Origin of the sequence: Pseudonocardia yunnanensis (assembly GCF_039534065.1) — a bacterium.
Lineage (GTDB): Bacteria > Actinomycetota > Actinomycetes > Mycobacteriales > Pseudonocardiaceae > Pseudonocardia > Pseudonocardia yunnanensis.
Genome location: NZ_BAAAUS010000001.1, coordinates 698,674 through 720,684, shown reverse-complemented (window position 1 = coordinate 720,684; position 22,011 = coordinate 698,674). Strand labels below are relative to the sequence as shown.

Below are 22,011 nucleotides of genomic sequence, written 5' to 3'. Positions count from 1 at the left end.
GCAGAATGACCTGGCAGGGGCGAGATTGATGGTGAGTCAATCGTGCGGAGGGTGAAGGAAGGGTCACGGTGTCCACTATCTCGTCCCGTGAACCGGTAAAGGGGAAAGCAATGGGTAGGGCCAGCTCGCTCCACCTAGGGTGGGGGTCGTCGGAGATCGCGATTCGGATGCATCCGCGCTGAGTTGGGATGCCGATCCGAAAATGGCTCGCCATCGCTGCACCACTCGATGCGGCGTAGACCGGCGACGCCACCGGCCCGCTGATCCCGGCAGTCCGTTTTCTGGGCCGCGGTTCTCGCCACGCGTGCCGACCTGCGCGGTCGGTGCTGTCCGGCAACACGGAACGGTCGGACAGATCTGCCGGTCGGCCTTACTGCGATAAATCCTTTCCGGTCCGATGGGAGGTCGGTGGCGGCCGGATCCGGGTGCTTCGGACCCGATCTGGTCCCGGCTCGTTGTGCGCAATCAATTCCGTCCATTGTTTGCGCACGGCTGCAGCCGCCGGTTCAGGAAAAATGCGGCGGAAGTGTACGGCTGACGAAAGGCGCAGCCGTCCATATAGCTCGGGGAGATCTTCAGTGTTCGATTTCGGCATTCGTCCACCGGATGCGCTCGCGGCGAAGTACCGTTCCGCGGGAGTATGGCGGGATTCCGGGCCGCTGAGCGACCTCCGCCGATGGCGTGACGAAACGCCGGAGGGGGTGGCGGTCAGGGCGTACCGGTCGGGCGTGCAGCCGGAACAGGTCAGTTTTGCCGAGTTCGCCGGCCGGGTGGAGCGGTTCGCCGGTGCCTTGTACGAGTTGGAGGTCCGGCCCGGAGACGTGGTTGCGCTGCAGTTGCCGAACTTGTGGCAGACAAGTGCGCTGATGCTGGCGGTGGCGCGGCTGGGCGCGATGCTGGTGTCGATCACCACCGGGATCGTGTCGCGTGAGCTCGAACAAGTGCTGGACCGGGTGGGGGCGAGCGTCTGTGTCACGGTCGACCGATGGTCGGGGTTCGGCCACGCCGGGGCGTTGCGGGAGATGGCTCCGCGGTTGCCGTGGCTGCGGCACCGGGTGGTCCTGGGAGGGCTCGCCAGCGAGGAGGAGATCGAGTTCGGCTCGTTCTTCGAGGACACGCGCTGGGAACAGTGCCATCCGGTGGCTCTGGACGACGCCCACGAGGATCCGGACCGGGTCGCGGTGGTCTCCTTCACCCCTGGCGCATCCGGCGAGCCGGTAGGCGCGCTCCACACCTGGAACACCCTCCACGCCCGTTCGTCCGGATGGGCCGGTGCCGGCCGGCCCGGCGGGCCGGACGTGGTGTTCACGCCGCACGACCTCATGAACGTGACCGGGAATCTCGCTCTCCTCTCCTCCTTGCTGACCGGCGGTTGTGTGGTGCTCCTCGACGCCTGGTCGGGGGAGAACGGTCTGGCTCTGCTCGCCGAGACCGGAGCGACGGTGTTCCTTGCCGCACCCCCTTTCGTCGACGACATGATCACGGCCGCGCGGGGAAGACCCCAGCAGTTGCGGGCGCTGCGCACGGTCCTGTGCGGCGCCACAGCCGTTCCGAGTCGGCTTGTTCGTGAGGTGCGGTGTGTGTTCGGGATCCCGCTAGGACCTGCGTGGTCGATGACCGGGGTGGGGATCGGCGATCCGGTCGTTCCGAGGGGACGTGCGGAACCGGGGTGACGGTGGTCGGGCCCTACCGGTGGTGGGCTCTGTCAACCGGGTCGAGCACGGCGTCGCGCAGCACCATCCGCACGTTGCGCCGCATCCACACCGGGTTCGCCGCGAACCTGGCCGACTTCTCGATGCTGAGCGCCACGACGTGCAGCCATCCGAACAGGACGAGCGCTCGGGGGTGCAGTGGGTCCGCGCCGAGCCGACGTTGCAGGTCGGCGAGCTCGCCTGCGTACGGGCCGCCGTCGGCCGACCAGCGAACGACGACGGCTCCGAGCTCTTCTCGGCCGGACTGCACGGCAGCGATCAGGCGGAACGCCACCGGGTCGAGCATGGTCGGCCCGGCCGGGTCGCCCTGCTCCCAGTCCACCACGCCGCAGATCTCACCGTTGTCGGCGACGATCACGTTGGGCGCGGTGTAGTCGCCATGCGTCCACCCGAGCGCGACCCGGCGGTCCCGGAGCTCCTCGATCAAGAGCTGCTCGATCTGGTCGAGGCGGCCGTGGTCGGCGCGGGGCACGTGCTGCCGCACCACGGCGGCGCGCCGGCTGATCCACCGGGCGAGATGTTCGTCGGTGGCCTCGGTCGTGTATGCCGTGCGCCGGTGCAGCTCGCTGATCGTCGCGACGGCATCCGCCGCGAGCCGGTCCTGGACGGTTGCATCGGCCGTGACGTCGGTGGCGGGTCGGCCAGGGATTCGGGTGTGGCGTGCGTAGCTGATCCCGCCTGCGTCACCGTCGGAGACGAGCTCGGGCACCAGCCTGCGCCAGCTGCCGATGCGTGGGTTCGCGTGCAGGGCGAGCAGCGTGGTGCATTCCCGGGTGAGCGCCTCGCGGCTGAGGGGGGTGGCGGCAACCTTGAGCACGGAGTCCGTGCCGTCCGGGTGCCCGACCGCAACGACCAGGCCCTGCGATCCACCGGACAGCACCCTGGATGTGCCCCAGTCGCCACCGGACAGGACCTGCCCGCCGGCCGCATAGCGGAGACGCGCGAGCAGCCGCGCATGCCGAACCGCGCTCAGCGGCGCATCGAGCTGCGGGGGTAGCCAGGTGGCCCGCAGGACGAGCACCACGGTTGCCACCAGGCTCTGACCCACCAGCCACGCCGTCGCGATTCCGATGAGTCCCCAGCGGGGCACGAGGATGAGTGAGAGCCCGATCGTGATCGTCGCGACCGATGCCGGCACGACGAACAGCACGGCGCCTCGTTTCCGGGCCCTGGCCATGCTGATGGCCGAGGTGGTGACGATGCCGGGGATCGCGGCCCACGCGGCGATACGCAAGGCGGTGCTGCCCAGCTCCGCGTACTCGGGTCCGAAGATCCGGAGGACGAGCGGGGCCGTCACCTCGATCAGGACGACTGCCGGCAGCAGGAGCGTCAGCGCCCGGCGCTCCATGTCGCGCCGAGCCGTGGGTGCTCCTTCCGGCGCCGCGACGGCCTGGGGGGTGAGGGCGTGGCCGATCGTCGACGAGACGAGGTGCAGCGCGAACCCGATCGTCCAGACGATGCCGTACACGGCCGCGTGCACCGGACCGATGACGAGCAGGACGAGCAGGGGCAGCCCGTGCACCGCGGCCGACCAGAGCAGCCGTCCGGCGTGGTCGAGTCCGGACTGCTGCACGGGCGCGGCCTCACGGTCGGGCAGTGCCCGGAGGAAGAGGTAGCCGACGGCGCAGGCCACGACCGCTGCCACGGCCAGCGCCCACGTGAACGTCGATCCGTCCTGCAGCGCCCAGACGACGGCGATGGCCAGCAGCATGATCTTGAGGAGTGCGAGGACGACGTTCCCCACCGGGAGGGATCCGCCCCGGGCGGCGGCCGCCACCACGGAGTCCTGCAGCGCGAAGAAGGACCAGATGATCGTCGCCGGTATGAAGAACTCCAGCAGCGGCACCCGCCCGGCGTAGCCGAGGAGTTCGGGCGCCCAGAAGCTCGCGGCGACGACGACGGCAACTGCCCCGGCCGCCACGAGCACGGCGCTGACGAGGTAGGCCCGTCCGATCCGCCGGTGGCCGTGCTCTCCGGCCGCGCAACGGTGCAGCGCCTTGTTCAGGTTGAGCTGTGCGATGCCGGTGAGCAACTGCATCGTGGACAGGGCGACGACGATGACACCGACCATGGCTGCCGGGTAGAGCCGGGCGGCCACGAGCCAGAACGCAAAACCGGCCACGGCGGTCGACGCGACGCCGACGACCGGCGCGGCGCCGTCCGCGTGGTCGGTCGCCGTCCTGTGGCGCAACCATGTCCCCGTCATGTGATCGGCAGCCCGTATCGAACCGGACACAGATCAGTGCGATGCCCCGTCGACAAATACACGGCCGGGACCGTAGCACCACCAGGAGATGAACAATGAGCAAAATCAGTGAGAATGTAGGACATGCCCGAGTAGGGGACCCTCCGGTGCCTGGCTTTGTAACCGGTTCGAGTGACACACCCCCTTTCGGGGGTGCCACCACGACCGCTTGTCGTCGATCCTCACCCGATGTGATCAAGAAGGTATCATCATCAACGGTGGTGTTCCCGGAAATGATCACAATGTGCCGACGGGCGCGATAGCGTGCGCCGATCCTGGAGCCTGGCGAAGACGCACATTCCACACCACGGGAACGTTCCAGGAGGATTGCTTTGTCCCCAGCACCCCATGGTCCCGTTTCTCGGACAAGGTGCTGCCCAGGCGATCGAGGACGCCGCGGTGCTCGCGCGCTGCCTCGTCGATGGCGGCACGGACGTCCAGAAGGCGTTGCGCGTCTACCGGGACATGCGGATCGAGCGGGCGACGGCGGTGCAACTGGGCAGCCGGGAGCGGGCGGACATCAACCATCTGCCCGACGGGCCGCAACAGCGGGCGAGAGACGCCCGGTTCGCGGGCCAGGACCCCTTGCGTCACAACGAATGGCTGTACGGCTACGACGCGGAGGGGGCGGTCATGGGGGCGTGACTCGGGTGTGCGCATCCATCCGGCACGCGGGATCAGATGTTGGAGGCGAGAGCGGCGATCCGCTCACGGAGCCAGTGGTGCGCGGGGTCGCTGTGCATGACGGGGTGCCAGTACATGTGCTCGACGATCGGATCGATGGGGATGGGCGTGGTCAGTATTCGTAGGTCACGCCTCAGGTGCGTCTGTCGCAGCAGTCGTCTCTGCACGAAGCCGAGGAACTGGGTGCCCGGCAGCAGCAAGGGGACGAGGGCGAAACTCAGCGTGGTCAGCGCGACCCGCGGTTCGATGCCCAGGGCGGCCAACTGTGCGTCGATGAGGGCAGGAGCACTGTTGTCGTCGTGGTATCGGACATACGAGAGCCGTTCGATTGCTTCCCGGTCCAGAACGTCACCGATCTCGCGGTTCTCTTTCCACACCACCGGCACGTACTCCTCGGTGAACAACTCGCGGTGCTGGATGTGCGGCATACGCGAGGTCATGGTCTGCCGGGGAACCACAGCGAGATCGATCTGCGCGCGCTCGATCGCGACGGGGGTGGCCAGGTTGACGGGCACCACGTTCACCCTGATGCCCGGGGCCTTCCGGTAGAGCTCCTCGAGAAGCGGCCGTAGCAGCACGAGTGTGACGTAATCGCTCGCCGCGATCGTGAATGATCGAGTGTCGTTATCCGGGTCGAACGCCGGTGTGATCGTCAGCAGGTGCTCGAGGCCTGCGAGTATGTCGTGCACCGGTTCGAGGAGCGCTTGCCCCATCGGCGTCAGTTCCAGTACCCGGCCGTGCCGGACGAGCAACGGGTCGTCGAACAGCCGCCGTAGCCGCGCCAATGCCGAGCTCATCGCCGGTTGGCCGATCCCGATCGACTCGGCCGCCCTGGTCACGTGTCGCTGATCCAGCAGGGCGGCGAGGGCAGGAATCAGATTGAGGTCGGCGCGACGCAGCACAGTCGAGGCCTCCATGAGCGCAAAGCATGCCAGCCGTCCCTGCGCTCCGGGATTGATCAGATGCACGGCATTGTCGGCGGCTTTGCGCCCGATCATCCGGATCCCGCCGCAGTGGTGCCATTCGACGATCAGTTCGCGGCCGCTCTCGAAACTTCTGACGCCTTCATGCTTCGCAGGCCGGTTGCGCCGAAGCGGTGGGGATGGCGGCGGGTTACGCCGACCGCGGCGTCCGAATCGAGATCGCGAACGGCGCTCGTCTCCATCGGCGGCACCGGGCCGGCTCCGTGACGAGTGTCGCGCTCCCGCGATGTCGAGGTTGCTGAATGATGAACTCTTGATGTCCAGATATTGACCTCTCGATGCGGCCGGTCGCCGCGGGTGGACCGTAGGCCAGTGGCTCGCGAGGAGTTCTTTCACGACCGGTCTGCGCCGCAGGCGAACTCGATCGCGCCCACCGCCTTCGCCGCGGTGCGGGACCGACGAGGTCGCATGCTGCTGGTGCGCCGGATCGACTCGGGCAACTGGGAGTTGCCGGGCGGGCGCGTCGAGTTCGGCGAGTCGGCCATTGCGGCCGTGGAGCGCGAGGTCGCCGAGGAGAGCGGCGTGAGCATCCGCGTGACTCGGCTCGTCGGGGTGTTCACCGACCCCGGGCACGTCATGGTCTACCCGGCCACCGGTGAGGCGCGTCAACAGTTCGCGGTGTGCTTCCATGCGGTACCGCGGTGTGGTGAGCCGCAGCCCGACCACGACGAGACCTGTGACGCCGCGTGGGTCGACCCCGCCGAACTCTCGCGCCTGCCGATCCACCCCAGCATGCGGAAGCGGATCGTGCATGCGATCACCCGGCCGCACACTCCGCACGCCGACTGACCGCGTTCAGGTGACGGCGTCACCGGTTCTGCATGATCATCGGTTCGGGGTCGAGAACCGGGTCATGTCCTGCTGCCGGGCCCGAAGCGTTGATCAAGGAGCCCGGCGGTGGCTGCTTCTCCACGGGCTCGTGATCATTTGCCGGGATCGTGCATCTGTGGCAGCGTTTCTTTCCCGCAGTGGCGGTCGCACCCGCGAAAGTCGCGGTGCGATGCCCCGGGCGGCGCCCCGGGGATGGCCCCGTGTCGCGCGGGCCCGGGGTTGAGTCGGCGTGGGGCACGGCAACCCGCGCTTCCGGAGCATCATTGGAGGTCGCGATCGTTCTCGACCCCCCGTTGGGGATGTACGACCACTGGCATGGCGTACTCAGCGCGGAGTTCTCACTCCTGGAGTACGGCGATTTCGAGTGCCCGTACTGCCGCAAGGCGGCCCCCGTGATCCGAGAGGTGAGGGAGCGTCTCGGCGATCGCCTGGTCTTCGTGTTCCGCCACTTCCCGTTGGCCGGGTTGCACCCCTTCGCCCTGCCGGCCGCCCTCGCGGCGGAGGCCGCGGGCATCAAGGGCCGGTTCTGGGCGATGTACGACCTGCTCATCTCGGGTGACGAGCCGCGGCTGCAGCAGGAGGATCTGCGCCGCTACGCGGAGGAGGTCGGCGTCCCGCCCGAGCACGTGGTGTGGCCCGCCACCCAGTTCGTGGAGGACCGGGTGGAGGCCGATTTCAACTCGGGTGTCCGCAGTGGGGTGCGGGGCACACCCACGCTGTTCCTCAACGGCAAGCGGTACCACGGGACCGTGTCCGTCGGCGACCTGCTGGCGGCGCTCGAGAAGTCCGCCGGGCACGCCGAAAAGTAGCGGAGCTACGCCGGAAAACCGAACCGCACGATTCGAGAAGAAGTACTGTCCGGGATCACTGGTTGTGTCCGGTGGATCACGCGCCATACGCTGTCGATCATGCCTCGGCACATTCTCGTGATGGCTTCCCAGCGCCTTCTCGACCCATGGAAAGAGCTTGTCACGATTCGACATGCCGCTGTTGTGTGCATGGTGGTGGCCGTGATGCTGTGGATTACCGCGGCTGCTGCCGCCACAACACCTACATCGGCCACAACATCATGGGAGACCGACAAGCGCACCGAGCTGTTCTTCGGCGGTACCAGACGGGACGACAGTGCGATCACGCCCGCGGAGTTCGAGATGTTCCTCGACAAGGACGTGACGCCCGCCTTCCCCGAGGGCCTGACCTGGCTGCCCGTCCACGGCCAGTGGATGGGTGGCAAGCAGGACTCGTACCTGCTGATCCTGCTGTACCCGGACAGCAACCGGCGGGCCGACCAGGACATCGAGGAGATCCGGTCCGACTACAAGAGCCAGTTCGGGCAGGAGTCCGTGCTCCGCGCGGACAGCACGGATCGTGTCTCGTTCTAAGCGCCTGGTCACGTCCGGGCGCCCCTATCGGCGGTCCCGCAGGCTGAATTCTTCGAGCCAGCTGAATGCGGCGGGCCGGACAGCGGCGATGACCTCGCCGTACTCGGAGATCCGGCTCATGAGCCGGGACACGTCGGGATTCCGGGGGGAGGCCCACGTGGTGGTGTTGCCGTCGACGAAGCAGACGACGTCGTAGTCGGCGCAGTCGCGATCGGCCCAGTCGGGGTCTGCGTCGCCGGGACCGGATCGGCCCGGGATGCCGAGCGGCTCCAGTCGGGATCCGCGTTGTGGTGTCCCCGGGATCTGCGGTCCCGGGGACCGGTCTCCGATGCGAGTGATGTCCACCGTCCAGCCCTCCGTCGTGAAGACGGACCAGGGATCGTTGCCGTGGTCGTCGTCGGCCGGGGCCGCGGTGAGGACGAGTAGGGCCCGGTGGGGTCTTTGTGAGGTCGTCATGGGTGTCCTTGTGTCAGTGGTCCGGAGGTCGGATCACGTGGTGGCTGTCCGGTGGTCCCGGATCTCCGTCCGTACAAACCACCGACGTGCCGTTTCGCTCGTTCGAGCCTGACCGGGCGATAGGGGAGATCGGACCCGGAGAGCCACTGGTTGCCCTACCTGTCGCACCCGGGGCTCAACCCCGGGTATCCCCGGGGTAGGCATGTTAATTGAAAATGCCCGATAGAGGGCCTTCGGCACGATCTGGACGAATATCTGTATATGGTGTGGTGGAAGTATCGATGAATTGTCGCCCCGTTCGACGTATGGTGGTAGCAGTAATAGACTCACGATCTGTGTTGCTTTCTCGGCGGTCCGTGGCCTCGCCGCACCGAGCCGGTTCGGTAGGGCGGACCAGCACTGGCGGTTCCGCGGAGCTGTGCCGTGTGTCGAAGAGATATCCGGGCGTCGAGGCGCTCGTCGATTTCGATCTGAGGGTTGCCGAGGGAGAGTTCGTGGCGATCGTCGGGCCGAGTGGGAGTGGCAAGACGACCGCGATGCGTTTACTCGGCGGCTTCGAACGGCCGGATTCCGGAAGCGTCTGGATCGGCGGTCGTGACGTCACGTGGTTGCCCCCGCAGAAGCGTGAGGTCAACACAGTCTTCCAGAACTACGCGCTGTTTCCTCATCTCTCCGTTGCCGAGAACATCGGATACGGCCCGAGGCTGCGCGGGGTGAAGGCCAAGGACAGGCGCGTCCTGGTTGCCGAGCTCCTGCAGCTCGTGCAGCTCGAGGGTGTGCAGGAGCGGCGGCCTGCCGAGCTGTCGGGCGGCCAGCAGCAACGGGTCGCCATCGCACGGGCACTCGCGAACGAGCCGGCGGTGCTCCTCCTCGACGAGCCGCTGGGTGCGCTGGACTCCCGGCTGCGCGGGGATCTGCAGATCGAGCTGCGCAGGATCCACCGGGAGCTGGGCACGAGCTTCGTCTACGTCACCCACGACCAGGACGAAGCCTTCGGGCTCGCCGACCGCGTCGTGGTCGTGCACGCGGGCCGTGTGGAGCAGCAGGGCACCCCCGCCGAGATCTACGACGGCCCGGCGACGCTGTGGGCGGCGCGCTTCATCGGCGCGCAGAACTTCGTGACCGGACGGGTCGACGCGGTCCACGGCTCGCGGTGGAGCATCGCCACGGACGTGGGGCTCCTGCACGCCGAGCACGCACACGGAGCCCTCGCGGTGGGCGAGCCTGTCGTCGTCGCGGTGCGCCAGGAGCGGGTGGGGATCGAGCCGAGCGCGCGTCCCGAGGTGGACAACGCCGTTCCCGTGCGGGTGAGCGAGGTCGTCGAAGTGGGTCCTGAGCTGCGCATCTCGGCGTCGACGGCCGGTGGCACGACCTTTGTCAGTGCAGCCCCGAGGTGGGGCAGCAATCCGAGCCCCGGCGTCGGTGATGACGTGGTGGCTCAATGGCCCGCCGCGTCGGCGCACGTCTATCCCTCATGAACGTCCTGATGAACGGTAGTCCTCGATGACCTTGCACGACCGGAGAGGCGACGGGCCGACCGCCCGTTCCGCCTCCTCGCTTCGGCTCACCCGCCGCAGCTTCCTCGGTGCCGCCGGAGCTCTGTCGGCCACCGCGCTCCTCGCCGCCTGTGGCGGCTCGGGTGGCGGCTCGGCTGGCGGCACTGCCCAGGCCTCGGAGCTCGACATCTACAGCTGGGCCAACTACTTCGCCCAGGACAATCTCACCGGCTTCACGGCGGCGACCGGTATCACGCCGAAGATCAGCACCTACGACTCCAACGACACGCTCTCGGCCAAGCTCAACAGCCCGGCGGGCACGGGGTTCGACCTCGTCATCCCGACGTCCGGATGGATCTCCGAGTACGCCTCCCGCGGCCTGATCCAGAAGATCGATCAGGGTCGGCTCGACCTGTCCGCGCTCGATCCCGCACTGCTGAACCGGGAGTACGACCCACACAACCAGTACTCGATCCCGAAGGACTGGGGCGTGTACGGCGTCATCTACGACCCGCGGGCGGTGGGCGGGGACATCACGACGTGGCAGGACTTCCTCGACGCCGGTGAACGCCCCGGTGTCCAGGGCAAGATCCGGTTGGCCACCTCGGGATGGGAGAACGTGGCGATCGCTCTGTGGGCGAGCGGTGAGGACTGGAACACCACTGATCAGTCGGTGATCCGGGCCGGCGGCGAACGCATGAAGGACTGGGTCACCATGACCAAGCCACAGTTCACGAGCGCCAATGTGGATCCGATCGTCAACGGGTCGATCGTGCTGGCGGTGCACGACCAGTCGGGGGCGCGGCGCGCCATCGAGCAGAACCCCGGCCTGCGCTGGGTGGTTCCCGCTCCGACGAGCGAGCTGTGGGTCGACTGCTACACGATCCCGAAGGGCGCCCCGCACGTCGACGCGATCTACAAGTTCCTCGACTACGAGCTGACGGAGAAGGCACAGGTCACCGACACCCGGTTCATCGGTTACCCCACCGCGCTCGCCGGCCTGCGCGACAAGCTGCCCGCCGGCACCGACAACGTCGATCTCATCTTCGGCGGTCCCGGGGTGGACCTGTCGAAGCTCTCCACTTTTGTCGTGAATCCGGACACCGTGCCGATCTACCAGGACATCCAGACCGAGCTACATGCGCTGTCCTGATCCGGCGCGCCGCCGCACGCGAGGGAGTGGTGGCGCCGTCCTGCCCCATCTTCTGGCCGCCGCGCCCGGGCTGTGGCTCACGGCCGTCTTCGTGGCACCGCTGCTGGTGACCGTCGTGCTGTCCTTCGCCCACGCCGGCTTCGGCGAAGTGACCTTGGGCTTCACACTCGACAACTACCGGATGGCGCTGCGCGGTCTGTACGCGCAGACCTTCGTCCAGACGGTCGTGCTCGCCGTGGGTTGCAGCGCCCTCAGCGTGCTGCTGGGAATGCCGATCGCCTACTTCATCGCCCGGCACGCGGGACGGTTGGCGGGCCCGCTGCTGGCGGCGATCCTGCTGCCGTACTTCTCGAGCTTCCTCATCAGGGTGCTGTCGTGGCAGGTCATCCTCGCAAGCGGGGGCCCGGTCGACGTGGTTCTCCACTCGGTCGGCCTGCTGCACGCGCCGCTGGACCTCCTGGGCACCCGCGCAGCGGTGGTCATCGGCATCGTCTACGGCTACCTCCCGATCGCCGTCCTCCCGCAGTACGTCGTCTTCTCCCGCATCCCGCTGTCGACCACGGACGCGGCGGCCGATCTCGGGGCGGGGTCGTGGCGCCGGTTCACCTCGGTGGTGCTGCCGCTCGCGCGACCGGGGGTGGCCACCGCTGCGCTCCTGACGGCCGTGCCGATGCTGGGCGAACTCGTGGTGCCACAGCTGCTCGGCGGCGGCCGCGGGCTGCTGCTCGGGCAGCTCGTGCAGACGCAGTACGTCCAGTCCCAGAACTACGCGCTGGGTTCGGCGATCGCCGTGCTCATCCTTATCGCGGTCGGTGTGCTGGTCGTCCTCCTGCTGCGCCTGACCCGCGGCTTCGACGACGTGCCGCGATGACGACCGTCCGGTCCACCCGCACGGCCCTGGGTGTCGTCTGTGCCCTCGGGCTCGCCCTGCTGTACCTGCCGCTGCTCGTCTCCGTCCTCTACTCGTTCAACGAGGGCGTCGACGGCAAGCAGACCGCTCGCCTCACGGGCTGGTCGCTCGGGGCCTACGCCGACGCGTGGCAGGACGACTCGCTCCGCACTGCGGCACTCACCGGGTTCCAGGTCGCCCTCGTGGTGGCGGCCGTCTCCGGCCTGCTGGGCTCCGTGTGGGGCTATTCGATGGTGCGCCATCCGTCGGCACAGGTGCGCCGCGTGCTGGCCGGCCTGGCGTACCTGCTGGTCATCATGCCGGAGGTCGTGCTCGCCGTTTCGCTGCTGCAGTTCGCCGGCAGGGTCGGCATCCCGCTCGGCTTCCTGACGCTCGCTGCCGCGCACACCCCGGTGACGATGGTGGTCGTCGCGCTCATCGTCCGGGCACGGGTGCTCACGCTCGATCGCCGGCTCGAGGACGCAGGGCGCGATCTGGGGGCGTCCGAGCTGCGGATCCTCGGTGACATCGTCGCTCCCGCCCTGCTACCGGCGGTGCTGACCGGCACCGTGCTGGCCTTCACCTTCTCCTTCGACGACCTCGTCATCTCGGCCTTCCTGACGACGCCATCCGTGAACACCCTGCCGGTGTACCTCTACAGCAGCCTCAACTACGGAACGACGCCCGCGGTCTACGCAGCGACCACTGCCGTGCTCGCGGTCACGATCGTTGCGCTCGGCATCGCGGGCCTCCTCCACCGGCGATCGGCCCGGCGACGGCCGCCCGAGCCGCCGGCTCCGGAAAGAGATCCGGGAACGGATGAGCGGCAACCCCTGCCGGTGCGCCGCCTGTCCGAATAACGTCTCGGCCATCCGTGACGCCGCCAGAGGAGGAGAGATGACGACTTTCACCTACGAGCGAGCGGCTGATGCTCGGAATTCCGTTGTCGAGCTGAGACGGCGATCATGATGATCGGGCACGCACTCAGCCGCGTCGAGGGCCCGTTGAAGGTCACCGGAAAGGCCACCTACGCCTACGAGCAGTGGGACGAGGACGGCGTTTCTCCCCTCTACGGTTTCATCGTCGGCGCGACGATCGGGAAGGGGCGCGTCACCCGGATCGACACTGCTCGTGCCGAGGCCGCGCCCGGCGTGCAGATGGTGATGACCCATCACGACACACCACTGGAAGGCGTCCCGGACGATTCCGTGGCGATCGAGCTCTACCGTGCGTTTCCGGCGCTGAGCAGTCCCGATGTTCATCATTACGGGGAGCCCGTTGCGCTGGTTGTCGCCGCGACGTTCGAGCAGGCGCGCGCGGCGTCACATCTGGTGGATGTCGAGTACTCCGGTGAGCCGGGCAGGTACGACTTCGCCGCGTTTCAGGACCAGGCGTACGCCCCGGAGAAGATGGTTTTCGGGATCCCCGTCGACACCGCGGCCGGTGATTTCGCTGCCGGGTTCGAGGCCGCCGAGGTCACGCTCGACCAGCGATACACGACGCCGTACGCGTTCTCTCTGCCGTTGGAGCCGCACGCGTGTCTGGTGGTGCCGCGAGGCGAGGATCTGATCGTCTACGTCAGCACCCAGATCGTCGATGCGGCGCGTACGTCGATCGCGGCCACCCTGCAGATGGACGCGGAGCGGATTCGCATCGTCACCCCGTACGTCGGTGGGGGATTCGGGTCCAAGCTGCGGATCCATCACGAGACGATCCTGGCGGCGTTGGCCGCCCGCGCGTTGCGCCGCCCGGTCAAGATCGCGCTGACCAGGCAACAGACGTTCCACCTGGTCAGCCTGCGTCCGACATCGAGCCAGCGGGTGCGCCTGGGCGCGGGACGGGACGGGCGGCTGGTCGCGATCGCCCACGAGGTCAGGATGCACACCAGCCCCGAGGTGGAGTTCGTCGAGGCGACCGCCATAACGACGCGCAGCCTCTACGCCGCACCGGACCGGCTGACCAGCCACCGGATGGTGCCGCTGGATCTGGTGCGGGGTGAGTCGGTCCGGGCGCCGGGTGAGGCGCCGGGCCTGCTGGCGGTGGAGTCGGCGATGGACGAGTTGGCCCATGAGCTCGGGATGGATCCGGTGGAGCTGCGGATCCTCAACGAGCCCTCCGTCGATCCCGAGCACGGTGTGCCCTTCAGCGAGCGGAAGCTGGTGGAATGCTTGCGTGAGGGCGCCCGCCGGTTCGGCTGGGAGCACCGCATCGCAGAGCCCGCGAGCGTGCGGGACGGACAGTGGCTGGTCGGCTACGGCATGGCCACCGCCATTCGCCGGCACTCTCAGACGACGGCGACTGCGCGGGTCCGGCTCGAAGCGGACGGAACCGCCGTCGTCGAGTCGGACATGACCGATATCGGTACCGGTACCTACACGATCCTGACCCAGGTGGCGGCCGACGGGCTCGGATTGGCGCCCGAGCAGGTGCGGGTCGAGCTCGGCTCGTCCGAGTTCCCGGTCAGCATGGGATCGGGTGGCTCGTGGGGGGCCGGCAACTCGAGCACCGCTGTCCACCGTGCCTGTGCGGCTCTGCGCGAGAAGTTGCTGGCCACGGCGTGTGGCGACGCGCGTTCCTCGTTGCACGGCCGGCACGCAGCGGACGCGGTGTTCTCCGGCGGCAGGGTGAGCATCGACGGTGCCTCCGAGGAGCTCCGCGAGATCGTCGAACGCCTCTACCCCGACGGTATCGAGGCAGAGGGATCGGTCCGCTTCATGAGCGAGGAGCCCAACTACCAGAAGTACGGGATCCATACCTACGGGGCGCAGTTCGCCGAAGTGGGAGTCGACGCCGACACCGGGGAGATCCGTCTGCGGCGGATGCTGGGCGTGTTCTCGGCGGGTCGCATCCTCAACGCCAAGACAGCGCGTTCGCAGCTGGTCGGCGGCATGATCTGGGGCGTGAGCGCGGCCCTTCACGAGGAGGGCGTTGTCGACACACGCAGCGGCGCGTTCGTCAACGGGGATTTCGCGCAGTACCTCGTGCCCGTCCACGCCGACGTTCCCGAGGTGGACGCCGTGATGCTCGACGGGTTCGACGACAAGGCCAATGCGATGGGTGCCAAGGGCATCGGGGAGCTGGGAATCTGCGGCGCCGGCGCGGCTGTGGCCAACGCGGTGTTCAACGCCACGGGGGTGCGCGTGCGCGATTTCCCCATCACGATCGAGAAGGTGCTTCCCGGCCTGCCACAGACGGACGTCTGATTCGACGCGGCGCCACGATCGACATGCGATCGTGTCACCCGATGGATCGGTCTGCCGCTTCCCGGGAGACAGTGAGAATGGCGATGTCGTCGTGGACCTGGTCGCGACCGACCAGCTGGGCCATGATCACGGCGCAGAGCCGTTCCGCGCGGTCGGTGGTCATGGCCTCGCAGAGCCGGTCGAATCCGTCGTCCAGCGATTCACCCCGCCGTTCCACGAGCCCATCGGTGTAGAAACAGATCGAGCTGCCGGGCGTGAGGCGGGCGGTGGTGGTGTGCCGCGGCCAACTCGGGTCGACGCCGAGCGGTAGGTCGTGGTGGACCTCGATGAGTTCGGTGTCGCTGTCGGGCCGGGCCAGTGCCGGTGGAGGGTGACCGGCGGTCGAGATCACCAGCGTCTCGCGGTCGGGTGCGAGCGTCGCGCAGAGGACGGTGGCCATCGTCTTCGGTTCGAAGTGCCGGATGTGCTCGTCGACCTTGGCGAGCATGAGCGCGGGATCGTCGAGATCCAGCGCGCAGGCACGCACCACCGTGCGCAGCCGGCCCATCGTCACCGCCGCGGCGAGACCGCTTCCCGCGACGTCGCCCATCACGATGCACAACCGGCCGGACGGGAGCGCGAAGACGTCGTACCAGTCGCCACCCACCGAGCCGTCGCCGGGCACGTAGCGGGCCGCGAACTCCAGACCGGCCATGGACGGCAGGGCGGCGGGCAGCAGACTGCGCTGCATCGCGGCCGCAGCGGTGCGATCGGTGTGCGAGAGGCGAGCCTGGGTGGCCAGAGCGACGCGGTCGCCGACGAGCTGCAGCAGGTGGCAGTCCTCCTCGGTGAAGCGCCGCGGGTGCAGGGTGCCGACGTGCAGGACACCCAGAACCTTGCCCCCGTTCAGCAGCGGCACTCCGAGCAGTGAGCGGATGCCACGGCGGATCAGGAGCGGGTTCTGCACGTTGGACGCATTGACGTCGTCGAGGATGACCGGTTGCTTCTCCGCGGCGATGCGGCCCGCAAAGCCCTTGCCGAGGGGAATGCGCACACCCTGCTGCACCTCCTCCTCGATGCCCTGAGCAGCTGTCGCGACGAGCTGGCTGCCGGAGGGGTCGAGCAGGAGCACGGCCGCTGTGTCGGCGCCGAGGAGCCCGCGTACGCGCTCGAGAAGAGCGGTGAGGAGCTCCTCGACGTCGAGGTGCGCGAGGTCGGCGTCGGTGACGACCTCGATGCGGCGCAACCGCTGCTCCGGTGACTCCACCGGCGCATCCTCCAACGACATCCGTCGATGCTATCGACCGGGCCACAGATGCCATCGGCATCGATGGAGGTCGTCGCTCGGACGGGACTTCCTGCACAAGCGCGATGTGATCGACCCGGAGAGGGGCTGACCGCATCGCGGTGACGATCTAGGGTCCCCGGGAGGAAAGAACGCGGATCGGCCGGACGGAACAGACGGGCAGGAGATCGCCATGCACGAAATCGCCATCCCGCCGGAGATCGTGGCGCGTGTGGTCAAGCGGTGCGGCACCGAGCACCCTTACGAGGACCTGGACCCCGCCCGCACCGCGTTCGTCGTGATCGACATGCAGGTCGGCTTCATCGACCCCGAGATCGGCCACGCGGCCTGCCCGATGGCGGAACGCATCGTGCCCGCGGTGAACCGCCTGGCCGCCGCGGTCCGGGACGCCGGTGGCGGCGTCTTCTGGGTGCAGAACACGTATGACGCAAGCTGCGACACGGAGTGGAGCGTCATGCGGGGCATGGCCACTCCGGAAGCGCGGGCCCGCCGCGGGTCCGCGATGACCGAGGGCAGCGCCGGACATGCGCTGTGGCCGGCGATGGACGTGCGGCCCGAGGACCGGCGCGTGGCCAAGCGTCGCTTCAGCGCCTTCATCCAGGGCTCGTCGGACATCGTGGAGCGGCTCCGGGCGGAGGGCTTCGACACGGTGCTGATCGGCGGCACGGTCACCAACGTCTGCTGTGAGAGCAGCGCGCGCGACGCGATGATGATGAATTTCCGCACCGTGATGGTGGCCGACGCCAATGCGGCGATGTCGGACGCGGAGCACAACGCCTCGCTCGCGGCCTTCTGGCACATGTTCGGGGACGTGATGACCGTTGACCATGTCATCGCCCGTCTGACCGCAGAACGCCTCGCAGGCGTACCGTCCACATGAGCCGATTTCATCCCAGATAATGGGAGAATCGTTGCAGGATGTGGACACTCGGGTTGAGGATCCGGGTGTGCGTGCTGCTCAGGAGACCTATACCCACGGCCATGCGGAGAGCGTTCTGCGCTCGCATCTCACGCGGACCGTCGACAACTCTGCCGCGTATCTCGCCGGCCACCTGCAACCCGGCGCCGAGGTTCTCGACGTCGGTTGTGGGCCGGGGAGCATCACCCTCGACATCGCCTCCCGGGTGGCTCCGGGACATGTCCTCGGGATCGACAGCTCGGCAGGCGTCCTCGACGGGGCCCGCGCGCTAGCCGCGCAGGCCGGCGCCGGCAACGTGACGTTCGAGCTGGGGGACGTCTACGCGCTCGACGCTGCGGACGACTCGTTCGATGTCGTGCACGCCCACCAGGTGCTGCAACACCTCGGCGACCCCGTCGCCGCTCTTCGCGAGATGTTGCGGGTGTGCCGCCCGGGCGGCGTCGTCGCCGCGCGCGACGCGGACTACGCGGCGATGACCTGGTATCCGGCCGACCCCAGGCTCGACCGCTGGCTGGAGATCTACCGTGCTGTCGCGAAGAGCAACGGCGCAGAGCCGGACGCCGCCCGCCACCTGCTGGCGTGGGCACATGCTGCCGGCGCCGGCACTGTGGTCCCCAGCGCTTCCGTCTGGTGCTACGCCACCCCCGAGCAGCGGGCGTGGTGGGGTGGGCTGTGGGCGGATCGGATCCTCAGTTCCTCGATCGGACAGCAGGCTCTCGACGGCGGGTATGCCGGCGCCGAGGAGATAGCCGACATCTCTGCCGCATGGCGGGAATGGGCCGCGCATCCGGACGGCTGGTTCGCCATCGTGAACGGCGAGGTGCTCTGCCGCCCGTGACGGCATGGCGGGTTCCGCCACCGGTCGCTTGTACGATCCGGCGCGTCCGATGAGTGAACAAGCTGCGAAATGCGAGGCTGTGATGGCGTCCCGAGCGGCCGGCACGCAGGCCGTGGAGCTCGAATTGTCGGCCATGATCGGCCACCTGCTCCGCGCCTGCCAGCAGCTCCATGTCGCCATCTGGTCCGAGGCCTTCCCCGCGGGTCTCACGTCCCCGCAGTTCGCCGTGGTCCACGCGCTGGCCGTGGAGGGCGAGCTCAACCAGACGACGCTCCGGTCACGTGCTCGTCTGGACCGTTCCACCGCGGCCGACGTGATCCGGCGGCTGGCGGCGCGGCGACTGATCAGCCACGTGAAGGATCCCAGCGACGCCCGGCGCCGTCTCGTGCGCCTGACCAACGCCGGGCGGGCGGTGCATGCCGAGGCCGTCGAGCGTGCGCTGCAGGTCAACGAGACGATGCTCGACGGGCTCGACGACGCGCGGCGCACGCAGCTGATCTCGCTCCTGAACGCGCTGCTCGACAACCACCGCGGGCTCCTCGGCTACCGCAACGACGACTGAGCTGCGGCTCTCCCCGGCCGAGACCGGCTGTGCGTCTCCGTGCCATGTCGGCTGCGACTGGCGCCATGTCAGGCGGCGGCGTGCTCGCGGACGGCGAACCGGGGCGAGCTTTCAGTATTTGTCAGCATGCGGACGAACCCGGCGCCGTTCGAGAGCGCCAACTGGATGTGCTCCGCCGCACATTTCTGGCTTCGTTGAACGATCATTAATGAATTCGCGGATTCCTGCGAACTTCCAGCTAGATCGCGTGCGCCGGCCTGGACTCTCCACAGCTTTTCGTGATGTGGTCTCGCGCGCCTCGCTTCCGGGCCGCTCTGCATGCCTTGACGGCAACCAGCGTCGATCCTAATTTCATCCGTATGCTGATGGACTTGGCGAGCTCGGCCGGCGTCCGATGACCCGCCCGGAGCGCAGTGAGTTCCTCGTGATCGGTGGGGGTATCGGAGGCCTCACGGCGGCGCTCGCGCTCGCCCGTGCGGGCCGCCCGGTCCGAGTGCTGGAACGGGCGGCCCGCTTCGGTGAGATCGGCGCGGGCCTGCAGGTGGCGCCGAACGCCTCCCGGGTGCTCGACCGCCTCGGCGTCCTGCCCGACGTCACGCGCGACGCGTTCTTCCCCCGCAGGCTCGTCCTGGGTGACGCCATGACCGGCGAGCCGATCACGGTGTTGGAGACGGGCGACGCGTTCCTCGAACGGTTCGGTTATCGCTATTTCGTGACCCACCGGGCCGACCTCCACCGCGCCATCCAGACGGCCTGCGAGGACAGCGGACTCGTCGAGTTGCTGCCGTCGAAGCACGTGGTGCGCGTCGAGCCCCGCGAGGGCGGAGCGCTGGCCGTCTGCGCCGACGGCACCGAGTACGAGACCGCAGCGCTGGTGGCAGCGGACGGCCTGCACTCGACCACCGGCGACATGCTGATCGACGACGGCGGGCCGGTCGACTCCGGCTACGTCGCCTATCGCGGCACGGTGCCGGTCGAGGCCCTGGCTGAGCACGGCGGGCTGCGCGAGCCCGACGGCATGGTGATCTGGGCCGGTCCGAGCCTGCACCTGGTGCAGTACCCGGTGCGCCGCGGCGAGCTGGTCAACCAGGTCGCCACCTTCGACACGCGCCGCTACCCGTCGGAGGAGGACATCGGCTGCCAGATCGAGCGTGTCTTCGAGCGCACGTGCGCCGCGGTCGCCCACGGCGTCGGGCTCATGGACCACTCCCGGCGCTGGCCGATGGTCGACAGGGCACCCGCCGCCGGGTGGACCAGCGGAAGCATCACGCTGATCGGTGACGCGGCGCATCCGATGCTCCAGTACCTGGCACAGGGTGCCTGCCAGGCGATCGAGGACTCGGTCGTGCTCGCGGACAGCGTCACAGCGCACCCCGGGGACGTCCACGCCGCGTTCGCGGCCTACGAGGCTCTCCGCTTCCCGCGCACGTCCCGCGTCCAGACCACCGCCCGGACGTGGGGCGACATCCTTCATGTCGACGGCGTCAGCGCGATGATGCGGTCGGCGCTCCTGTCCCCGCGCGCAGGAGACGACTTCGACATCGTCGACTGGCTCTACGGGTACGACCCGACCAGCCTCGCCCGGGAGCAACAGCTCACGCGATGACCCGCTGAATCGACGGCTATTCCGGCAGGCCTCGGGGCATTCGCTTTCGGCCAGGCTGCCCGCACATACAGACGCACATAGCTCAGCGGAAACGGATGTCGCTCAGGTCGATCCCGACCATCAGTTGGTCCAGGTTCACCGTGCCGTCCGCGTCGGCCCGGTAGGCGCGCCGTCTCGACGGGAGCCGCACGCCGTCGGCCTCCACGATGTCGTGGACGTACTGCACCCCGGCGAAGCCGCCCGCCACATCGACCCGGTAGTCATGGCGGCGCAGCAGATGGTCCGGACCGAAGTAGAACTCCTGCACAGTGCTGTGGCTGGCGATCCGCGCCGGGAACCGCGCCTGCAGCACCGCCCACCGCTCGCCGTCCTCCTCGACCGGGTCGATCTCGGTGACCGAGAACCCCGGCATCGCCAGCAGAAACGGCGTGGTCAGGTACGTCCACAGCGCGTACCCGTTGAAATACGCCCGATGCAGCGGACCCCACGGGGTGTCGATCTCGTGCCCGGCGAACATCTCCCGCGGATCCGCCCGCTCGGCCACGACCTGCCCGTCCAGCTTCTCGATCGCGATGCGATCCCGGGTGAAGTCGGTTTTCTGGTCCGGCGCCCCGAAGGGCTGCACGGACGCCCACTCCTCGTGCAGCGTCACCGTCATCCGCCGCGGATCGGCGTCCTGCACCAGGCCCTTCATCCCCCAGAACTCACCACCGGTGACGATCGTGGTCTCCACCCGGGAGAACCCCCGCCACCGTTCGAGCCCACCGTGCGCGTCCAGCACGGCGTCCAACAACTCGCTCATCCCGATCCCCTCTCAGTGACTCCATCGCATCCCACGCGAACGTTGCGCGCCAATTCGTCGAGTGGGCAGCACCAGGCGTATCAGGTCGGCCTCGGCGAGGCCAGGGGAGAGGAAATGAAATCCTGCCCAGGTGCGGGCCGGCCCGGAAATGCCCGGAAATGCTGCTGAAGCAGGCTCCTCGGGCGAATCAGATATTGCTGCCGAAGCGAGGCGAGTAGATCCCGGCCGGCGGATCAGTCCGGCAGAGCAGTGCTGTCGGGCACCACGATCGCGAACATGTCGGCCAACGCGGCGAGGCTCGCGATCTGCAGGGCCGCGGCGCTGACCACCTCGCCCGTCACCGGGAGCGGTCGGGTCGCGGTGGCAGCGGCGACCACGGCCGGGGTGTACCCGAGGTTGAACGCGCCGCGGGCGGTGGAGTTGATGCACATATGCGTCATGAAGCCGGCGAGCACCAGGTTCTTCGCGCCGCCTGCCTTGAGGCGCTCATCGAGATCGGTGCCGATGAAGGAGTTCGGGTGATTCTTGACGATCACGGTCTCGTCTCCGCGCGGCGCGACCGGGCCGGCGATGGCACCGATCTCGGCGCGGATGTCGTAGGGCGAGCCTTCGCCGCCGTCATGCTGGACGTGTATGACCGGGATCCCGGCCGAACGGGCACGGTCCAGCAGCGTGGCGCCCTCCTCGATGGCACGCGTGACGCCGTCGAGCTCGAGCGGGCCGCGGGTGTACGTGTTCTGGAAGTCGATCATGATCAGCGTGGAATCGGCGAGCTGCGCAGGTGCGCTCGGCAGGCCGCTGAGGGCACGCAGGGTCGTGACGTCGGGCATCAGGGCAACCTCGTGGCGGAAGCGCGGGGGCGGCGCGCCGGACGGTGGAGCTGTGCTTCGCGGCTGCGCACACCTCGGACGAGGCCCATTCTGCGACGTTCAGGACGCGGGCGCGCCGCCAATGTGGTCAGGTAC

At 68.4% G+C, this 22,011-nt stretch carries 22 protein-coding genes; 15 read left to right on the top strand and 7 right to left on the bottom strand.

Annotated elements, in window-relative coordinates; genetic code table 11:
* The first annotated feature begins 515 nt into the window (after nt 1-515).
* The gene (locus ABD743_RS03225) at nt 516-1,673 is read left to right on the top strand and encodes an AMP-binding protein (protein WP_344718789.1); all 1,158 of its coding nucleotides are present in this window, start codon (nt 516-518) and stop codon (nt 1,671-1,673) included.
* 13 nt (nt 1,674-1,686) lie between these two features.
* Here the strand turns inward: ABD743_RS03225 and ABD743_RS03220 are convergent, their stop codons facing one another.
* The gene (locus ABD743_RS03220) at nt 1,687-3,918 is read right to left on the bottom strand and encodes a phosphotransferase (RefSeq protein WP_344718616.1); all 2,232 of its coding nucleotides are present in this window, start codon (nt 3,916-3,918) and stop codon (nt 1,687-1,689) included.
* Between the two features lie 387 nt (nt 3,919-4,305).
* Between ABD743_RS03220 and ABD743_RS03215 the strand changes: the two genes are divergently transcribed.
* Entirely contained in the window at nt 4,306-4,602 is a 297-nt protein-coding gene (locus tag ABD743_RS03215; protein WP_344718614.1) for an FAD-dependent monooxygenase, read from the top strand.
* Between the two features lie 32 nt (nt 4,603-4,634).
* Here ABD743_RS03215 and ABD743_RS03210 read toward each other — a convergent pair whose 3' ends face one another.
* A complete protein-coding gene (locus ABD743_RS03210) occupies nt 4,635-5,558 on the bottom strand; it encodes a LysR family transcriptional regulator (protein ID WP_344718612.1) in 924 nt (307 codons plus the stop codon).
* Nucleotides 5,559-5,603: 45 nt separating this feature from the next.
* Between ABD743_RS03210 and ABD743_RS03205 the strand changes: the two genes are divergently transcribed.
* The 4 genes from ABD743_RS03205 (at nt 5,604) to ABD743_RS03190 (ending at nt 7,837) form a co-directional block, all read left to right on the top strand.
* On the top strand, nt 5,604-5,831 hold the full coding sequence (locus ABD743_RS03205; RefSeq protein ID WP_344718610.1) for a hypothetical protein: 228 nt from the start codon (nt 5,604-5,606) through the stop codon (nt 5,829-5,831).
* 105 nt (nt 5,832-5,936) lie between these two features.
* The gene (locus ABD743_RS03200; RefSeq protein ID WP_344718608.1) at nt 5,937-6,413 is read left to right on the top strand and encodes an NUDIX hydrolase; all 477 of its coding nucleotides are present in this window, start codon (nt 5,937-5,939) and stop codon (nt 6,411-6,413) included.
* Nucleotides 6,414-6,718: 305 nt separating this feature from the next.
* Nucleotides 6,719-7,264: a DsbA family protein gene (locus tag ABD743_RS03195; protein ID WP_344718606.1), complete on the top strand. Its 546-nt coding sequence runs from the start codon at nt 6,719-6,721 to the stop codon at nt 7,262-7,264.
* 204 nt (nt 7,265-7,468) lie between these two features.
* Nucleotides 7,469-7,837 (top strand): DUF3574 domain-containing protein, encoded by a 369-nt coding sequence (locus ABD743_RS03190; RefSeq protein WP_344718787.1) that lies wholly within the window; start codon nt 7,469-7,471, stop codon nt 7,835-7,837.
* 24 nt (nt 7,838-7,861) lie between these two features.
* Here the strand turns inward: ABD743_RS03190 and ABD743_RS03185 are convergent, their stop codons facing one another.
* Nucleotides 7,862-8,293, bottom strand: a complete 432-nt coding sequence (locus tag ABD743_RS03185) for a type 1 glutamine amidotransferase family protein (RefSeq protein ID WP_344718604.1) — start codon at nt 8,291-8,293, stop codon at nt 7,862-7,864.
* A 425-nt stretch (nt 8,294-8,718) separates the two neighbouring features.
* Here ABD743_RS03185 and ABD743_RS03180 point away from each other — a divergent pair, with 425 nt between their 5' ends.
* From ABD743_RS03180 to ABD743_RS03160, 5 genes are all read left to right on the top strand, one after another.
* Complete coding sequence (locus tag ABD743_RS03180; RefSeq protein ID WP_344718601.1) at nt 8,719-9,771, top strand: ABC transporter ATP-binding protein; 1,053 nt, start codon at nt 8,719-8,721, stop codon at nt 9,769-9,771.
* Between the two features lie 25 nt (nt 9,772-9,796).
* A complete protein-coding gene (locus ABD743_RS03175) occupies nt 9,797-10,942 on the top strand; it encodes a polyamine ABC transporter substrate-binding protein (protein ID WP_344718599.1) in 1,146 nt (381 codons plus the stop codon).
* Nucleotides 10,929-11,813, top strand: a complete 885-nt coding sequence (locus ABD743_RS03170) for an ABC transporter permease (protein WP_344718597.1) — start codon at nt 10,929-10,931, stop codon at nt 11,811-11,813. Before ABD743_RS03175 ends, ABD743_RS03170 begins: the two co-directional genes overlap by 14 nt.
* On the top strand, nt 11,810-12,691 hold the full coding sequence (locus tag ABD743_RS03165) for an ABC transporter permease (RefSeq protein WP_344718595.1): 882 nt from the start codon (nt 11,810-11,812) through the stop codon (nt 12,689-12,691). The genes ABD743_RS03170 and ABD743_RS03165 overlap by 4 nt, the downstream gene beginning before the upstream one ends.
* A 105-nt stretch (nt 12,692-12,796) precedes the next feature.
* The gene (locus tag ABD743_RS03160) at nt 12,797-15,034 is read left to right on the top strand and encodes a xanthine dehydrogenase family protein molybdopterin-binding subunit (RefSeq protein WP_344718593.1); all 2,238 of its coding nucleotides are present in this window, start codon (nt 12,797-12,799) and stop codon (nt 15,032-15,034) included.
* A gap of 34 nt (nt 15,035-15,068) precedes the next feature.
* Here the strand turns inward: ABD743_RS03160 and ABD743_RS03155 are convergent, their stop codons facing one another.
* On the bottom strand, nt 15,069-16,301 hold the full coding sequence (locus ABD743_RS03155; RefSeq protein WP_344718591.1) for a PP2C family protein-serine/threonine phosphatase: 1,233 nt from the start codon (nt 16,299-16,301) through the stop codon (nt 15,069-15,071).
* 190 nt (nt 16,302-16,491) lie between these two features.
* Between ABD743_RS03155 and ABD743_RS03150 the strand changes: the two genes are divergently transcribed.
* The 3 genes from ABD743_RS03150 (at nt 16,492) to ABD743_RS03140 (ending at nt 18,638) form a co-directional block, all read left to right on the top strand.
* The gene (locus ABD743_RS03150) at nt 16,492-17,199 is read left to right on the top strand and encodes an isochorismatase family protein (protein WP_344718589.1); all 708 of its coding nucleotides are present in this window, start codon (nt 16,492-16,494) and stop codon (nt 17,197-17,199) included.
* 67 nt (nt 17,200-17,266) lie between these two features.
* Nucleotides 17,267-18,076 (top strand): methyltransferase domain-containing protein, encoded by an 810-nt coding sequence (locus ABD743_RS03145; RefSeq protein WP_344718587.1) that lies wholly within the window; start codon nt 17,267-17,269, stop codon nt 18,074-18,076.
* Between the two features lie 49 nt (nt 18,077-18,125).
* Complete coding sequence (locus tag ABD743_RS03140) at nt 18,126-18,638, top strand: MarR family winged helix-turn-helix transcriptional regulator (protein ID WP_344718585.1); 513 nt, start codon at nt 18,126-18,128, stop codon at nt 18,636-18,638.
* A gap of 68 nt (nt 18,639-18,706) precedes the next feature.
* On the opposite strand, the gene ABD743_RS03135 is transcribed toward ABD743_RS03140, so the two are convergent.
* Complete coding sequence (locus tag ABD743_RS03135; protein WP_344718583.1) at nt 18,707-18,844, bottom strand: hypothetical protein; 138 nt, start codon at nt 18,842-18,844, stop codon at nt 18,707-18,709.
* Between the two features lie 188 nt (nt 18,845-19,032).
* On the opposite strand from ABD743_RS03135, the gene ABD743_RS03130 reads away from it, so the two are divergent.
* Nucleotides 19,033-20,244: an FAD-dependent monooxygenase gene (locus ABD743_RS03130; RefSeq protein WP_344718581.1), complete on the top strand. Its 1,212-nt coding sequence runs from the start codon at nt 19,033-19,035 to the stop codon at nt 20,242-20,244.
* Between the two features lie 82 nt (nt 20,245-20,326).
* On the opposite strand, the gene ABD743_RS03125 is transcribed toward ABD743_RS03130, so the two are convergent.
* Complete coding sequence (locus ABD743_RS03125) at nt 20,327-21,046, bottom strand: hypothetical protein (protein ID WP_344718579.1); 720 nt, start codon at nt 21,044-21,046, stop codon at nt 20,327-20,329.
* A gap of 233 nt (nt 21,047-21,279) precedes the next feature.
* On the bottom strand, nt 21,280-21,876 hold the full coding sequence (locus tag ABD743_RS03120) for a cysteine hydrolase family protein (protein WP_344718577.1): 597 nt from the start codon (nt 21,874-21,876) through the stop codon (nt 21,280-21,282).
* Nucleotides 21,877-22,011: the final 135 nt, after the last annotated feature.

Excerpts from the sequence above, each read along its gene's own strand:
- ABD743_RS03225 (WP_344718789.1), top strand. The coding sequence starts at position 516 with ATGCGGCGGAAGTGTACGGCTGACGAAAGGCGCAGCCGTCCATATAGC.
- ABD743_RS03220 (WP_344718616.1), bottom strand. The coding sequence starts at position 3,918 with ATGACGGGGACATGGTTGCGCCACAGGACGGCGACCGACCACGCGGAC.
- ABD743_RS03215 (WP_344718614.1), top strand. The coding sequence starts at position 4,306 with ATGGTCCCGTTTCTCGGACAAGGTGCTGCCCAGGCGATCGAGGACGCC.
- ABD743_RS03210 (WP_344718612.1), bottom strand. The coding sequence starts at position 5,558 with ATGGAGGCCTCGACTGTGCTGCGTCGCGCCGACCTCAATCTGATTCCT.
- ABD743_RS03205 (WP_344718610.1), top strand. The coding sequence starts at position 5,604 with ATGCACGGCATTGTCGGCGGCTTTGCGCCCGATCATCCGGATCCCGCC.
- ABD743_RS03190 (WP_344718787.1), top strand. The coding sequence starts at position 7,469 with ATGCTGTGGATTACCGCGGCTGCTGCCGCCACAACACCTACATCGGCC.
- ABD743_RS03185 (WP_344718604.1), bottom strand. The coding sequence starts at position 8,293 with ATGACGACCTCACAAAGACCCCACCGGGCCCTACTCGTCCTCACCGCG.
- ABD743_RS03175 (WP_344718599.1), top strand. The coding sequence starts at position 9,797 with ATGACCTTGCACGACCGGAGAGGCGACGGGCCGACCGCCCGTTCCGCC.
- ABD743_RS03170 (WP_344718597.1), top strand. The coding sequence starts at position 10,929 with ATGCGCTGTCCTGATCCGGCGCGCCGCCGCACGCGAGGGAGTGGTGGC.
- ABD743_RS03165 (WP_344718595.1), top strand. The coding sequence starts at position 11,810 with ATGACGACCGTCCGGTCCACCCGCACGGCCCTGGGTGTCGTCTGTGCC.
- ABD743_RS03160 (WP_344718593.1), top strand. The coding sequence starts at position 12,797 with ATGATGATCGGGCACGCACTCAGCCGCGTCGAGGGCCCGTTGAAGGTC.
- ABD743_RS03155 (WP_344718591.1), bottom strand. The coding sequence starts at position 16,301 with ATGTCGTTGGAGGATGCGCCGGTGGAGTCACCGGAGCAGCGGTTGCGC.
- ABD743_RS03150 (WP_344718589.1), top strand. The coding sequence starts at position 16,492 with ATGCACGAAATCGCCATCCCGCCGGAGATCGTGGCGCGTGTGGTCAAG.
- ABD743_RS03140 (WP_344718585.1), top strand. The coding sequence starts at position 18,126 with ATGAGTGAACAAGCTGCGAAATGCGAGGCTGTGATGGCGTCCCGAGCG.
- ABD743_RS03135 (WP_344718583.1), bottom strand. The coding sequence starts at position 18,844 with ATGATCGTTCAACGAAGCCAGAAATGTGCGGCGGAGCACATCCAGTTG.
- ABD743_RS03130 (WP_344718581.1), top strand. The coding sequence starts at position 19,033 with ATGACCCGCCCGGAGCGCAGTGAGTTCCTCGTGATCGGTGGGGGTATC.
- ABD743_RS03125 (WP_344718579.1), bottom strand. The coding sequence starts at position 21,046 with ATGAGCGAGTTGTTGGACGCCGTGCTGGACGCGCACGGTGGGCTCGAA.
- ABD743_RS03120 (WP_344718577.1), bottom strand. The coding sequence starts at position 21,876 with ATGCCCGACGTCACGACCCTGCGTGCCCTCAGCGGCCTGCCGAGCGCA.